The 14,267-nt window shown below is 44.1% G+C and carries 17 protein-coding genes and 2 riboswitches; of the genes, 6 read left to right on the forward strand and 11 right to left on the reverse strand.

Annotated elements, in window-relative coordinates; genetic code table 11:
• Positions 1–129 precede the first annotated feature (129 nt).
• The 4 genes from gcvH (MBO_RS00620) to gcvT form a co-directional block, all read right to left on the reverse strand.
• On the reverse strand, positions 130–510 hold the full coding sequence (gene gcvH, locus MBO_RS00620; protein ID WP_036362012.1) for a glycine cleavage system protein GcvH: 381 nt from the start codon (positions 508–510) through the stop codon (positions 130–132).
• A 66-nt stretch (positions 511–576) separates the two neighbouring features.
• Complete coding sequence (locus MBO_RS00625) at positions 577–1,332, reverse strand: SDR family NAD(P)-dependent oxidoreductase (RefSeq protein WP_036362015.1); 756 nt, start codon at positions 1,330–1,332, stop codon at positions 577–579.
• Positions 1,333–1,410: 78 nt separating this feature from the next.
• Complete coding sequence (gene gcvH / locus MBO_RS00630; protein WP_036362018.1) at positions 1,411–1,791, reverse strand: glycine cleavage system protein GcvH; 381 nt, start codon at positions 1,789–1,791, stop codon at positions 1,411–1,413.
• Between the two features lie 546 nt (positions 1,792–2,337).
• Entirely contained in the window at positions 2,338–3,432 is a 1,095-nt protein-coding gene (gene gcvT, locus MBO_RS00635) for a glycine cleavage system aminomethyltransferase GcvT (RefSeq protein WP_036362021.1), read from the reverse strand.
• A gap of 140 nt (positions 3,433–3,572) precedes the next feature.
• Positions 3,573–3,678, reverse strand: a riboswitch (glycine riboswitch).
• A 19-nt stretch (positions 3,679–3,697) separates the two neighbouring features.
• A riboswitch (glycine riboswitch) is annotated at positions 3,698–3,833 on the reverse strand.
• 119 nt (positions 3,834–3,952) lie between these two features.
• Between gcvT and MBO_RS00640 the strand changes: the two genes are divergently transcribed.
• The 5 genes from MBO_RS00640 (at position 3,953) to rplI (ending at position 6,239) form a co-directional block, all read left to right on the forward strand.
• On the forward strand, positions 3,953–4,273 hold the full coding sequence (locus MBO_RS00640; RefSeq protein WP_036362024.1) for a YcgL domain-containing protein: 321 nt from the start codon (positions 3,953–3,955) through the stop codon (positions 4,271–4,273).
• A 148-nt stretch (positions 4,274–4,421) separates the two neighbouring features.
• A complete protein-coding gene (locus tag MBO_RS00645; RefSeq protein WP_036362026.1) occupies positions 4,422–4,907 on the forward strand; it encodes a hypothetical protein in 486 nt (161 codons plus the stop codon).
• 196 nt (positions 4,908–5,103) lie between these two features.
• Positions 5,104–5,505, forward strand: a complete 402-nt coding sequence (gene rpsF, locus MBO_RS00650; protein WP_036362029.1) for a 30S ribosomal protein S6 — start codon at positions 5,104–5,106, stop codon at positions 5,503–5,505.
• Positions 5,506–5,521: 16 nt separating this feature from the next.
• Entirely contained in the window at positions 5,522–5,749 is a 228-nt protein-coding gene (rpsR, locus tag MBO_RS00655; protein WP_036362032.1) for a 30S ribosomal protein S18, read from the forward strand.
• 16 nt (positions 5,750–5,765) lie between these two features.
• Complete coding sequence (gene rplI / locus MBO_RS00660) at positions 5,766–6,239, forward strand: 50S ribosomal protein L9 (protein WP_036362035.1); 474 nt, start codon at positions 5,766–5,768, stop codon at positions 6,237–6,239.
• A 39-nt stretch (positions 6,240–6,278) separates the two neighbouring features.
• Here rplI and MBO_RS00665 read toward each other — a convergent pair whose 3' ends face one another.
• The 7 genes from MBO_RS00665 to MBO_RS00695 all read right to left on the reverse strand — a co-directional run bounded on the left by MBO_RS00665 (position 6,279) and on the right by MBO_RS00695 (position 11,244).
• Positions 6,279–6,443, reverse strand: coding sequence for a hypothetical protein (locus MBO_RS00665; RefSeq protein WP_160169646.1), 165 nt, complete (start codon positions 6,441–6,443; stop codon positions 6,279–6,281).
• A gap of 52 nt (positions 6,444–6,495) precedes the next feature.
• A complete protein-coding gene (locus MBO_RS00670; protein ID WP_160169647.1) occupies positions 6,496–6,636 on the reverse strand; it encodes a hypothetical protein in 141 nt (46 codons plus the stop codon).
• Positions 6,637–6,715: 79 nt separating this feature from the next.
• Positions 6,716–7,420 carry an esterase/lipase family protein gene (locus tag MBO_RS00675; protein ID WP_080702123.1) on the reverse strand — a complete coding sequence of 235 codons (705 nt, stop codon included), beginning with the start codon at positions 7,418–7,420 and terminating at the stop codon, positions 6,716–6,718.
• Entirely contained in the window at positions 7,417–7,641 is a 225-nt protein-coding gene (locus MBO_RS00680) for a hypothetical protein (RefSeq protein WP_152545070.1), read from the reverse strand. Before MBO_RS00680 ends, MBO_RS00675 begins: the two co-directional genes overlap by 4 nt.
• A 345-nt stretch (positions 7,642–7,986) precedes the next feature.
• A complete protein-coding gene (locus tag MBO_RS00685) occupies positions 7,987–8,640 on the reverse strand; it encodes a hypothetical protein (protein ID WP_152545071.1) in 654 nt (217 codons plus the stop codon).
• A gap of 168 nt (positions 8,641–8,808) precedes the next feature.
• Entirely contained in the window at positions 8,809–9,771 is a 963-nt protein-coding gene (locus MBO_RS00690; protein WP_152545072.1) for a hypothetical protein, read from the reverse strand.
• Positions 9,772–9,918: 147 nt separating this feature from the next.
• Positions 9,919–11,244 carry an MFS transporter gene (locus MBO_RS00695; RefSeq protein ID WP_036362038.1) on the reverse strand — a complete coding sequence of 442 codons (1,326 nt, stop codon included), beginning with the start codon at positions 11,242–11,244 and terminating at the stop codon, positions 9,919–9,921.
• Positions 11,245–11,390: 146 nt separating this feature from the next.
• Here MBO_RS00695 and MBO_RS00700 point away from each other — a divergent pair, with 146 nt between their 5' ends.
• On the forward strand, positions 11,391–14,237 hold the full coding sequence (locus MBO_RS00700) for an autotransporter assembly complex protein TamA (RefSeq protein WP_052585195.1): 2,847 nt from the start codon (positions 11,391–11,393) through the stop codon (positions 14,235–14,237).
• Positions 14,238–14,267 lie beyond the last annotated feature (30 nt).

Consider the following 14,267-nt stretch of genomic DNA (forward strand, 5'->3'; position numbering starts at 1 on the left):
ACCTGTTCTGAAAATTACCTCAAAACGGCGTGTTATGCGCATTCTACTTTTGCAAGCTGTTTTTAAATTTGTAAAATCCAAAAACAAATCCAAGCATAAATCATCATGACTTACACTTGGATTTTTTACTTATAGGCTGTTTTCGTACTCATCCGCAGCCATCAAGCCGTCATAATCGGCAGGATTGGTAGGTTTGATTTTAAAGAACCACGCTTTGCCATATGGGTCTTCGTTGGCAAGCTCTGGTGCATCTATAAGCTCTTCGTTGATTTCAACGATTTCGCCTGCGATTGGGGCATAGACATCGCTCGCTGCTTTAACAGACTCTACAACGGCAATCTCTTCATCGGCAGAGACGGTGCGACCGACTTCTGGTAATTCTACAAATACCACATCGCCAAGCAAATCTTGGGCGTGGTCTGTGATGCCAACGGTGATGATACCGTCATCTTCTAGTTTTAGCCATTCGTGGCTGGCAACGTATTTTAAATCGTTTGGGATATTGCTCATAAAAAACTCCTAGCTTTGAGGCTGTCAATCAAAATCAAATCTTAAACCAAGTTTTTGGTAAATCAATCACTTCATAGATAAGTAACCGCTATCTAAGTTCAAATCAAATCCAGTAACAAATGATGATTCATCAGATGCCAAATAAATCAGGGCATTCGCCACATCATCTAGGCTGGCAATGCGTTTTAGTGGGAATATGTTTGCCAGGCTGTCGATTTGTTCTTCGGTGTAGACAGATTCTAACATCGGTGTGACGACATAGGCAGGGTTTAGGTTGTTCACTCGAATGTTGTAGCCTTTTTGGGCGTAATAACTGGCAGCTGATTTAGATAGCAGGCGTGTTGCTCCTTTTGATGTGCTATACGGCGTAGCATTGGCAAGTCCAACCATACCCGCCATAGAAGCGATATTAATAATAGAACCGCCACCATTTTTTGCCATTACTGGTGCGACAGCTTTCATACCCAAGAATGGTCCTTCGGTATTTAGTGCAAAGGACTTGCGTAAATCTTCGATGGTACTGTCTTCAATGTTTTTTGAGCAAGCCATACCCGCACTATTAATTAAAATATCAATCTTGCCAAATTGATCGGTTGCAATTTTTACAGCTTCCGCCCAACTTTGTTCATTAGTAACATCAAGGCGTGCAAAAATTGCTTGCCCGCCATCGGTATTAATAGTATTAGCTACTTGATTGCCAAGCTCTTCATTGATGTCAGTAATGATGATTTTTGCCCCTTGTTTGGCAAATGCTTTGGCACTGTATTCGCCAAGACCAGAACCTGCACCTGTAATTAGAGCAACTTTATCTAATAAACGCATAGTAAATTCCCTATATTAATAATAAGACAATTGGTGTCAAATTTGGTATGTTATAACCAAACCAAATATGGGGTAGGATTATAAACTACTCTCGTACTCATCCGCAGTCATCAAGCCGTCATAATCGGCAGGGTTTGCTGGTTTGATTTTAAAGAACCATGACTTACCATAAGGGTCTTCATTGGCAAGCTCTGGCGCATCTACAAGCTCGTCGTTAATCTCCACGATTTCGCCAGCGATTGGGGCATAGACATCGCTTGCGGCTTTGACAGACTCAACCACGGCGATTTCTTGGTCGGCTTCAACGACTGCGCCCACTTCTGGCAATTCCACAAACACCACATCGCCAAGCAGATCTTGGGCGTGGTCTGTGATACCAACAGTAATTGTGCCATCAGATTCTAAGCGTAACCATTCGTGACTGGCTACATATTTCAATTCGCTGGGAATGTTACTCATAAAAAACTCCGTTAGGGTTAAAGTTAAAAATTAGATAAATTATTTTAAGAATTAGGAAATTTTTCAATTTGAAATATGGAATTTATATTCCTCTTTTCCCTAACTCTAAATATAGCAATATGGCTAAAAAAATAAGGCCTACTCCATATATTAATACACAACAAAAGGATACAATATATACAAGTATTGTTTGTCCTTTTGTTAGATTGATATACCATTCTGATAGTTTGTTCACCAAAATTCACTCCAAAGTAAAAAAGTCAATTAGAGGGAGTTCATAACTTGCTTATATTCATTAACAGCTTCTTGATCAGCCATGCATTTTTGGTAAATTTCCAAGTCGCAAATATAAGTATCAACTTCTGTTTGAGGGTTAAATTTATAAGGCTTTGTGCAATAATGTGTTGAAACACAAGCAATAATTTTTAATTTAAACAGCAAAAAATCACCAAAGTAACAATGCTGAATTTTAAAAATTTCCCATTCTTATTTGAAATTAATTGTAAGGTATGATATTTATTTCATACCTTCAATTGTAATCAAAATTTAATCAAACTGCTTTTTACCATTTCTAACAAATGGCAATTTAAGCACACGCACTTCCACTTCTTTACCACGCATAATCACCTTTGCACGCTCGCCTGTAAAGTCAGCAGGCACACGGGCAATGGCGATGGATTGATTCAGACTTGGGGAGAATACACCACTTGTGGTAATGCCATTGCCACTCTCGGTAACGACTTCCATGCCCGCACGCAGTACACCGCCTTTGGCAAGCAATAGACCGACTTGGCGGACTTTAACACCATCATTTTTTAGGGCGACAAGGGCGGATTTACCAACAAAATCACGGTTTTCATCTTTTAAATCCACCGTCCAGCCCATGCCTGCTTCAAGGGGGCTGGTATCATCGTCCATGTCGTTGCCGTATAGGTTCATGCCTGCTTCCATTCGTAGGGTGTCTCTTGCCCCAAGTCCGCATGGGGTGACACCTGCTTTGACAAGCTCATCAAAAAATCCAACCGCTTCATCTGCTGGCATGACCACTTCCACACCGTCTTCGCCTGTGTAGCCTGTGCGAGCGACAAACCAATCACCGCCCAAGTCCACACCGACAAAGGGTTTTAGAGTGTTTACTTTCTCCGCCCATTCAGGCTTGACGGTCAGTAGCTTGGCAATGGCGTTTCGCCCTTGTATGGCAAGCATGGCGACATCATAGCGGGGGGCGAGCGTTACGCCAAATTCTTCACCAATTTTGGCAAAGTGGGCGGAGTCTTTTTCGCGAGTTGCCCCATTTGAGACGATACGATAAGCGTTCTCGGACTCGTTCATGCGATAGACGATTAGGTCATCGATGACACCGCCTTTGTCGTTTAGCATACCAGAATATAAAGCCTTGCCGACAAAGGACAATTTGGCAACATCGTTGGCGAGTAGTTTTTGTAAGAAGGCTTTGGCGTTGTCGCCCGTTACGTCTGTAACTAGCATGTGAGAGACGTCAAACATCCCTGCGTCCGTGCGGACAGCGTTGTGTTCGTCAATTTGTGAGCCATAATTGACAGGCAATTCCCAACCGCCAAAATCCACAAGTTTGCCATTATGGGCGGTGTGAGCGTCAAATAGGGGGGTGCGCTGAGTCATGAGTGTGTTTCCTTGTTTATAAAATTAACCGATGTAAATTAACTTTTGGGATTAAGATGATAATCACAAAAGTTAATTTACCCAGCAACTTCAAAATTCTTGTAAAATTCATTCCATTCATGCGATAAAACGAATTTCAACACACCCCATCTGTCCTGATACCTGAGATTTTCGTAATTCAAAAATTACTTCTTCCCTTCGGTGTTGCCACTTAAAAAAAATGGCAAGCTCTCCAGAGCGGTTAGCTTGTCTTTAGATAGATAAACTAAGTTTTTCAGTCCTTTTACCTGAGCGATTATAGGGGTTTTAAGATTGCTTTTGCAATTTTCAACATTACGCCTTCGGTGATTATGCGCCGATGCTTGCGATAAGCTGCGATAATTCTCTCCTGAAAAACACCTTTATTATGAAAAATAATGCTACAATTTACAAGTAAAATTTTTGGCTTTTTTGTAAAATAATTCCGCAAAAGCCAAAATCGGTGAATTTTCTTTAATTATATCAAGACGTGAGTGACGTTATGCATTGTGATGTTTATAAGTTTGCAAAAAATGAAGACTGGTACGTTTATATTGCTCGCCCAGATTATCCTAATGACACCGATGAGATCAAGGATTGGTTAGGCGTGCTGCCCGCCGATATTCGTAAGAAATTAGGCTTGGGAACTTTTGTCATGCATTTGGATCTAAGCGCTCGCGATAAGTTAGCCCGAGCTGATATCAATGAAGTAAAGGCAAAGCTTGCCCAACAGGGTTATTATGTCCAAGCGCCGCCTGCCGATATTTTGGCAGCGCAAGCCATGGCAAAAGCCAAAGCACTGCAAGATAAAAAATACGATTAATATCAATTGGTTGTAATAATTTACGTGGCAGAATTACGGGCGGGTAAGTCATCTGTTCTGTGGTGATTTTGTTAGCCCTTGTTGTCGGAAGATAATTTTTTGGCAAAATTGTGGTAAAATAACAGTAATTTTTTAAGAAGTTATTTGTATGGAGTGGATTAAAAACCTGCCTTTGGACTCAATCAGTGAGAGCTTGGCGACTTTTTTGATTTGGTGGGCGAAGCTCGTTGATGGTGTGCCTGATGCACAGCTGTCTGTATTGGTTTATGTTATCGCATCCTTGATTGTATTGTTGCTTTGGATGTTGTTTGCGCGTATTTTGCCGCGTGGCATTCGGGGTATTAGCCTAGCATTCGTGGCGTCGGTGTTGTTGGCACTTGGTAGTGCAGAAGGTGGATCGGGTGCGCTTGCCCCTGCGATTGTGGGTGTGTTCCATGCTTTATTAATGAAAGACTTTGCGGGCATGGTGTCAGCCAGTTTGCCGATTCTTGCAACCTTTACGGCATTTTTGGTGATTGGTGCGATTTGGCAGATGCTACGCAGCGTCATCGAAAGTGACGCCGCCAAAAAAGAAGAATTAGTACGTATCGAATCCCAAAAGCAGCTCATGGCTGATTCTGAGCAGGTGAATTAATTCGTGAATACATAAAAAGCCGCAATGTCGGCTTTTTTATTTATTGATGTATCTATAAATATTCGGCTGTAGCGCATATTTAGCTTGAAAATTTTAAATTTTTGTGTATAATATGCGCCTTGTGACTTTTATTCAAACTCACATCTCCTTGCTATCATCATAAGATGGTGGCTGTTTTAATCCGTAGGGAGTCCTTATGAGACATTATGAAGTGGTGCTACTGGTTCATCCAGATCAAAGCAACCAAGTTGCCGACATGGTAACTAAATACCGTACACTAGTAGAAGAAAATGGTGGTTCTAACCATCGTCTAGAAGACTGGGGTCGCCGTCAATTGGCTTACCCAATCAATAAAATCCACAAAGCACACTACGTGCTACTGAACATCGAATGTGATGAAGCAACTCTAGCACAGCTAGAAGAGCTATTCAAATACAACGATGCGATCATCCGTAGCCTAGTTATCCGCCGTGACAGCGCCATCACTGAACAATCGCCACTGGCGAAAGAAGCAGAAGACAAGCGCACTCGCAAAGCCAACCGTCGTAACGACGTTCGCACTACTGAAAGTGAGAACGGCGCTGCTGACAGCGAATAATTTAAGGAGATAACTCATGGCACGTTTCTATCGTCGTCGTAAATTCTGCCGTTTCACAGCTGAAGGCATCACTCACATCGATTTCAAAGATGTAGAACTTCTAAAGCAATACATCAGCGAAAATGGTAAAATCGTTCCTAGCCGTATCACTGGTACTTCTAACAAATACCAACGTCAGCTAGCCGTTGCTATCAAACAAGCTCGTTACTTGGCACTATTGCCATACACCGACAATCACAAGTAATTAACGGAGAAAAATCATGCAAGTTATTCTATTACAGCGTGTCGTTAATCTTGGCAAACTTGGCGAGACTGTTGAAGTAAAAGCGGGTTATGGTCGTAACTACCTAATCCCACAAGGCAAAGCGCTACCTGCAAACGAAGCGAACATCGCTAAATTCGAAGCACGTCGTGCAGAGCTAGAAGCTCAAGAAGCTAAAGAGCTACAAGAAGCTCAAAAACGTGCTGATGCTCTAGCGGATGTTAACGTTATCATGCGCGCTAAGTCTGGCGACGAAGGTAAGCTATTCGGCTCTATCGGTACTCGCGATATCGCAGACGCATTGACTAAGTCTGGTCTAGAGGTTGACCGCGTTGAAGTTAAACTACCTGAAGGTCCATTCCGTCAAGTAGGTGAGTACAAAGTTACCATCCAACTTCACCACGACATCTCTGCAGAGATCTTGGTTACCATCCTATCTGAAGATGCACCAGCTGAAGAAGATGATGAATAATTATTGATTGACAAAAAACCCTGAGAATCTCGGGGTTTTTTATTTTATCGTAAGCGAATCTTGTAAAGACTCTGTAACTTCCTCTGAAATTTCCAAATCTTCCAAATCTTCCAAATTTTCTAAACCATTTAGGCTTTCTGATTCATTTAAAATATCTAATCTTCCTGATTCTTTTGTAATTTCCAATTCTTCTAGATCATCCATATTCTGCTCGTCAGGTGCTAAGCTGTCTTTTGGTGATTCAGGCTTATTTGCATTAGGTCTGGGTGTATCGATCTCTTCGGGTAGAATTTTGCGCAGCTAAAGGGATGGTTTTTGGGTTTTCGTGAATATTGTGTCTGCCTGTGATGATGGTCTGGCTATTGGCATTCTCAAGATGCGAGCTGGTATAAGGCACGATACCATCCGACAGATCTCCTGTGCGCACAGTACGATGGTGTGATAACGAATACCATCTTTGATGTTGATGTCGGCGGTTAATTTAACAAAAGCAGAGCAATCAGAAAGCTGATCGGCACCGTTTGTAGGTATAGCGATCCTAATAGGTTGTTTTCGATATTGTCTTCTACGCCGATGTTTGTGATGGTTTCGGTGATGCTTTTGGTCAGATTAAGCGGCAGGCGAATGACACGACGTGCTGCACGGGTAAACCATCGGTCGGCATAATCCGTTCCGTGAAATGGCGCAAAGATAAATACAGCAGTGCCGACCTGTGGCAGAGATCTTAGTGTGAATCTCTCGCTTAACTCATCGTTATAGGCCTTGGTGAGCAGTTTAGAGGCGGCGAGGTTTTGTTCGTGGCTCATCGCTAATTCATCGGTGTCGGTTGCAGCTTTGACGGTGTCTTCGATGATTTCGCTGCCAGACGGGTCTGTATTTTCTAATGTGCTAAGTTTTGGCAAAAGCTCATCATCGGACAGCAGCATCCTTGAGATAACACCGCCCATGCTTTGTCCAATCAATATCGAGTTCTGGCTGACAGGATTGGTGCCCGTTGGATCAGTGTTAGTGAAACTTTGATTAATGAGCTTATGGATTTGATAGCGGTTTTTGAGGATGGGTAAGTTCTTCGCATAAAAGACCTGCCACACTTGATAATTGTCACGCAGAATAGGATCTGCAAACAGATTATTGGTTAGATTCACCCAAGTGGTAGGACTGGAGGCGAGCTCATGAATCATGATGGTAACTTTTTGATTTGGGTTGTATGGTGATAACATGAACAGCTTAGGCGTCGTCGCGCTATCTTTTTTTTGGCGATCATGTTTAATAGACTGGCACGTTGTAGGTTATTCTCTGACAGCCATGTCGCATAGGTGGATGAGAAGCTGGCAGAAAGTGGATAGCTCTTACCCAGAATGTTCACTTCCTTGGTGGCATAAGGGTCAAAAAAAATACGCATCAAATTCATCAGCGAGCAAGACATCTTAATGTATTGCCCTTTGGGGTGATGATGGCAGTCAGTAGCAGATGACCCATTGGGTGAATTCGTGATTTGATGTCGTCATTATCCGCGTCCGCATTGGCGGTTAGACTGCTTAATGTCGGCGCGCTGTATCGATCTTGTAGTTAACCAACAAAGCCAACACCAATACCTAAGCGCATACTATTCACCTGTAAATCTGCCAAGCGATAATCATAAATTGAAATAAGATCTGACAGTGCACCGACTTTGGAATTCTGTAGGCCGTGCAGCCCTTGATGCTCTTTGGCGATATTTAGGTTGAGTGTTTGAGTGTCGCCACCTTTACTCTGAGGGGTAAGCGTAAAGATGTTGATTTGATTGAATATTGGTTGAGCTGGTTTTTGTTTTGTTGATCGGCGTCGCCAAAAGCACCATCTTGCTGCTTATGGACCTCTTGGATGAGTGCTTTAGTGAGACGTAGTAGAGGTCTTGGGCGCGTATGCCGCTGTCAGTGATGATGGGTTTTTGGGTGTTTTGGTTGGTGAGGCTATCAAAGAATAGATAGCCATAGCTAAAAGCGATGGTTTTGTACAATGTATCGCGATGGCCTTCAAGGCAGTCTTTGCGTGCTTTGGCTTGAGCCTGCTTGGTCTCTTCGTCAATGGGTGCATTGGCGTAATAGTCATCGATGGCCGGTCGATTTAAGGCAGGTTCGCACTCCATTTTTTCGGCCAAATGCAATGCTTGCGTGTAGTGTAATCCTGCCAATAGTACCAAGCCTTCACGGTCAAATTGATCACCAAAGAAAGCTGAACCTAAATCGTTCAAACAAGCATCAAAGTCCGCCATGTAGCTGTCTTGGGTCAGACCCGAAGCTAATAATATTGAATTGGATGAGCTAATAACCCTAGGTGTGGTCGTGATGTTATTATGCGTGGTCTTAATGATGCGCACTTGCATCTGCTTAGGTGGGGTAAGGCTTGCACATCCTGTCATGATAAGGGCGCCCAAGCTAAGTGTTAATGCTGATTTGGTGAGTTGTTTTTCATAAATTTTAATAAAAACCGATTGGCTGGTTGGTATGTTTTGTAAAATAAAAAATCCGTCTTCGGTATGATACCCAAAGACGGATTGGTGTGTAAAGTATTATTTACTGCTACACGTTTATTCTTGGCTGACTGGCTTGATGTTCAACGGCGTTTTGTCGTTAGAGCGCCAGATATAATAGCCGCCTTCTTCGATGATGCGGAGTTGCTCAGCGATTTGGGTGTTATTAGGGTGCTGTGCTTGTAGTTGTCTTAGGCGGTTTAGTGCGCCTTGTTTATTGTCGGTCAGCAGGTCAGACTGAGCAAGGCTTTGCTCTGCTTCGGTGTAACCTAATGAGGCTGCTTTTTCTAGGTATTTTTTACCTTCATTAAAGCCGCCTGCCTCACTGATCATCATGCCAAGTAGGAAGTTGGCTTCAGGGTGCTTTGGGTTTAGGCGCAGGGCTTTTTGCATGTGATTAGATGCGCGAACCGAGTATTCTGCGCCGACGTTTAGGTTGCGAGCGATGCCGTTAAGTTTGGCTGCACGCAGTACCACATCAAACGAAGCGTCAGGCGCGCTGGCATAGGGCTCGATCCAATCAGCCAAGTGCTTCACGTTCTGAGTAGATAGATATTCAGCGGTTGCATTTGGGAAGCTTGGCGGATAGTGGCGTGCATTCGGCGATACCACAGCAATGAATTCATCCATGAGTGTGGTGTCCAGCAGAATCGTGCCTGCTTTGTTAGCGGGGGTGTGAACGGTTGGAACGTTCTCAACGTCGCTTACCGATACGGCAGGTGTTGGCAGACCTTTGACAGGTGATCTCAGTAGGTCAGCGGCGTTATTATTAATGATTGTGGTTGTGATCTCGCTGCGCATCTTTGGGCTTTGAGGGGTGCTGACACCTGCGGTCAATTGCTCAACAGTTGGCGCAGCTTCTGATACAGCTGGTGCTTTGGCTTTGGGCGCTGCTTTTTTTGCCGGTGTCTTAGCGGTTTTGGTGGTTTTTGCCTTGGTGTTTTTGGCTTGGGCGTGAGCCTGTGCACTGCCAAAGCCTAATAAGGTCAGACTTAGAGCCAGAACGGTAAGTTTTTTCATGTTGATGTCCTTAATAAACGCTAAATAAGAAATTTTGCCAATCATAACAGATTTATCTTAATAAGTTCATAAATTTTTCACAGTTTTTGGTGGCAAAATATTGCTTAGTTGTAACTTTAAAATATGATCCACTAAGCAGATCGATACTCATAATGGCAAATCGTTATTACTTGGGGTCATGGTGTTTTGGTATTTTTTAAGTTTCTTGTATAAGAAAATTCCAAAGATGGCATTTAGAACGCCTGTGATCAAAAATAGCTGCGGCAAGCTTAATTTTAACATTGTCAAAATGATGATCGAAAATACCGCCGAGCCTACCATAAAGATGGCGTTAAAGATGTTATTCGCACCAACGACACGCGAACGATGGCTGATCGGTGCGTAAGCTTGCATGAACGCATACATGGGGACGATGTACACGCCACCGGCAAAGCCCAAAAAGAACAAATCAGCAAACACACGCCAAGTGCCGTCCATGTCCATTAGCGCACTGATGCCGTAAGGGGTTCTTGGTGCTTGAATGGCGATGCTTGATAATGACAGATATAGATCGATGGCAAATACGCTAAGACCTAGAATACCGATGGGTAGCAGCTTTAGGCTGACTTGGTTTTTGGTTAGGGTCTTGCATAGCAGTGAACCCAATGCCGTGCCCACCGAGAACAGCGTGAGCAATAAGATAACCACTGACTCATCGCCATGAAGGATGACTTTGCTAAATTCAGGCGTCTGGGTTAAGAAGGTCGCACCATAAAGCCAAAACCAGCTATTACCAATAATCACAAAGAACAGCAAGGGTAAGCTGTACAAATATTTAATAATATCAAAGCTGGTACTAAAGATGTTCCAATTAATCGCTAAGTCTTTGGCTTGCGGGGTAGTCTTGGGTAGATGTCGTGAGGCGATGTAACCAAGGGTTGCCACAAAGAGTGTCGATACGATGAGCCATAAGGTTGAATGATCAAGCTGCGTTAGCACGCCGGCCGCCATCATACCGGTTAAGATGGCAAGGCTGGTACCGGTTTGGAATAAGCCATTGGCGCCGACCAGCTCATCTTTATGCATGGCTTCTGGCAGATAGCCGTATTTGATGGGTCCAAAAAAAGTCGATTGTGTTCCCATCAGGAATAACGCCACGAATAACAACCAATAAAGCTCAAACCAAAACCCAATCGCCGCCAACGCCATGATGCAGATCTCTAGTAGTTTGATGCCTTGGGTGAGTTTTGATTTTTCATATTTGTCCGCAATTTGTCCCGCCAACGCCGAGAATAGGAAGTATGGCAGAATAAAAAGCAATGCCGCCAAATTATTCAGCAGGCTAATCTCCATACCCATCTTGGCGGCCGCGACATAAGTCAAAATTAAAATCAATGCCTGCTTAAAAACGTTATCGTTAAATGCGCCCAAAAACTGCGTAAAAAACATGGCGCTAAAACGGCGATGCTTAAATAGAGAAAATTGCGAAGCCATAGAATAAATGGTTGTTAATATTGATTGGTTTGTTATAATAGCAAGTATTTTTATTTTAAGCTTTAATTTTTAAGAAATTTTTACATCTTTTTGATGTTTATGGCGACAATAAAAAACCACGATTTCAAAATCAAAAGGGCTACATAATGGCGATGGCAAACATCGGACGACCGAGCGTGAACCACATAAAATCTGTGCGTACGGCAGTATCTGTGTCAGTACTGATGGCATTGTCGTCTTATGCGTCGGCACAAGTTGCTGTCCTTGAACAACCAGCCAATCCAAATCAGGGTGCGAATATTAATGGTGTAGCAGTTAGTGCATCAGATGAGCAATTTGGCAGTCAATCCAATGACAAGTCTGTCGCACCGACTCTCATCGACCAAAAAACCATCGAATCTGCACAGCTTGTCGCAGAAGTGCCGCTCTATACACCCGCGCAAATCGAGGCAAGACTACAAGAGGCCAACCAGCAAAACACCCTGATGGCGCGGTCGTCAAATGCCGATCTGATCTCAAGAATTGATCAAGAAAGTACGCCAATGGGGCTTGATGTCACTGCCATCACTAAGATTCCAACGCCTGATACGCTGCAGACGCTAGGCATTAACGAGGAGGGTGATCGCACCGAAGGCATCGACCCAACGGCATACATCCCAGAATATGAATATGTCGAGAGCGATGGCGCTACCGAGGTGGTGGTTGAAGAGGAAGAAATCAAGCGCCCGAATGTCGCCAAACGTCTGTATAATCGACTGTTTAATGACGGCGTAGAAGCAGTAGCGCGAGTGGAGGCTGAGTTTTATCAAAATAATACGCCTATCATCAGCAATACTGAATCGCGTGCCAAAGTCACCAAAATTAACAAGTCTACTTTAAAGCAAGAGCCCTTTGCCAACATCAAGGCTGCACTAGAGGACATCACTGCTGAGAGTATTACAGACTTTAATAGCGCATTGCCGCGACTTCGTCAGACGGCGGATTCGGCAGCGCGTGCGGTAGGTTATTATGATGTAGACATGCAGATTACCAAGGTTGGTGCTGGCAGAGTTAATGTGATTATTAACGACATTGGCGAGCCTGTACGTGTCGCAACTCAAGTGTTTGAAGTGCGCGGAGAGGGTGCTGATAACCCATCTTACCAAAAGGCGATGAACGATGCCAAGCTCAACCAAGATGAGATATTCCATCATGGTAATTACGAAGCGGCGAAATCGAGCGTCCTTGATGTGAGTGCTGAAGAGGGTTATTTTGATGGCAAATGGCTGAATAATTCAGTCGATGTCATCTTGCCTGACGGCGTTGCCGATGTCAGCTTGGTTTATGACAGCGGTAAGCAATATGAATTTGACGAGGTGGTGTTTTTTACCCTTGATGATGAGACGGGTAAGCTGACCACCGATCCTGCCAAATTGCCCGTTAAATCAGAGCTACTAAAAAAACTCGTCACCTTTAATATGGGTGATGCCTATAACCGCACCGCTGCCCGCAATTTAAGTAATAATCTGCTCGCGACGGGATATTTTAATGCGGTGAATACTGAGCTGGTGCTGCCAAGCCCTGTACCTGCCAGTAACGAGGTCGCTTTTGAGAGTGCGGCGAGCAACTCTGACGATGCTGGTGAGATTATCGATCTGGGCGATGGTGTAAGCATGGAAGTGACGCCGATTGAATTTACCACTTCTGAGGTCATTCAAGATAAGCTTGCGCGCGTCACCCAAAAGGCCCAAAGGCTATACAGCATGCCCGATGATCGCCTGCTGGTGACTGACACCCGCAAAAAATCGCGCAGCATTCTAGGGCGCATCAGTGATGCGGTGAGTAGTGTGGCGAAGATGATTTTGCCTGATGAATCGGCGGATGAATTAAACATTCCTGAAGATGTAGAATTGCCAGTGTTGGAAGGACGTAAGTCTCGGCAGGATGTCTATGCTGATAAGAAAGTGCCACTGTATATATTCGTGATGTCAGATAAACCAAGAGATGCGCAGATCGGTATGGGTTGGGGTTCTGACAGTGGTGTGCGACTCATTACCAAATTTGAGCATAATCTCATCAATAAAAGTGGCTACCAAGCAGGTGCAGACGTTCGTTACTCAGAAAATAAAAAAGGTCTAAGCCTATACGCCACGAAGCCAATGAGCCATCCTTTAAATGATAAATTGCGGGCTTTTTTGAGTTATGACGAAGAGAAGATTGGCGGCGCCTTGGGAACCTTTGATCTAAGCACAAGAACGCTGCAACATGGCATCAGCCGCAATATCGTCAGAGAATCGGGCTGGAACAGAAGCTATTCATTGCGTTATCGCTTGGATAAGCTTGGGACGGGCGCACCTGTTGAATCTTGGGAAGATTTGCCGGTACGATTCATTGATGGTAAGCCAACCCAAGAAGCGCTGCTGGCGGGATTTGCGATTAATAAAACAGTTGTGGATAATCCGGTAAATCCGATGCGAGGTTATCGTCAGAATTATTCGCTTGAGGTCGGTGCCAAAGGTGTAATCAGCGATACGAACATGGCGATCTTGCGCGCAGGCGTGGGCGGTGTCTATAGCTTTGGTGATAATGCTTATGGTAAGGATCGCGCCCATCAAGTGATTGGTAGTCTCAATGCTGGCTATCTGTGGTCGGATAATTTTGATGATGTGCCATATAAGCTGCGTTTCTTCGCTGGCGGCGATCAGAGCATTCGCGGCTATAATTATGACAGTTTGTCCCCCATCTCAGATAAAGGCTATCTGACAGGCGGGCAGGCGCTGGCTGTGGCAAGTGGTGAATATAACTACGAGGTACTCAAGGGGCTGCGTTTGGCAGCGTTCGCGGATGTGGGTAACGCCTACGATAAAAACTTCAAGAACGACACCAAAATCGGCGCAGGTCTTGGCATTCGATGGGCGTCACCGGTTGGGCAAGTGCGGGTTGATGTAGCGACAGGGGTCAAGGAAGAAGGGCATCCGATTAAGCTGCATTTCTTTATCGGAACGCCATTTTAATGCATGATTGAAAAACCAGGCGTCTTATGG

The sequence above is a fragment of the Moraxella bovoculi 237 genome (genome assembly GCF_000696305.2).
GTDB classification, from domain to species: Bacteria; Pseudomonadota; Gammaproteobacteria; order Pseudomonadales; family Moraxellaceae; genus Moraxella; species Moraxella bovoculi.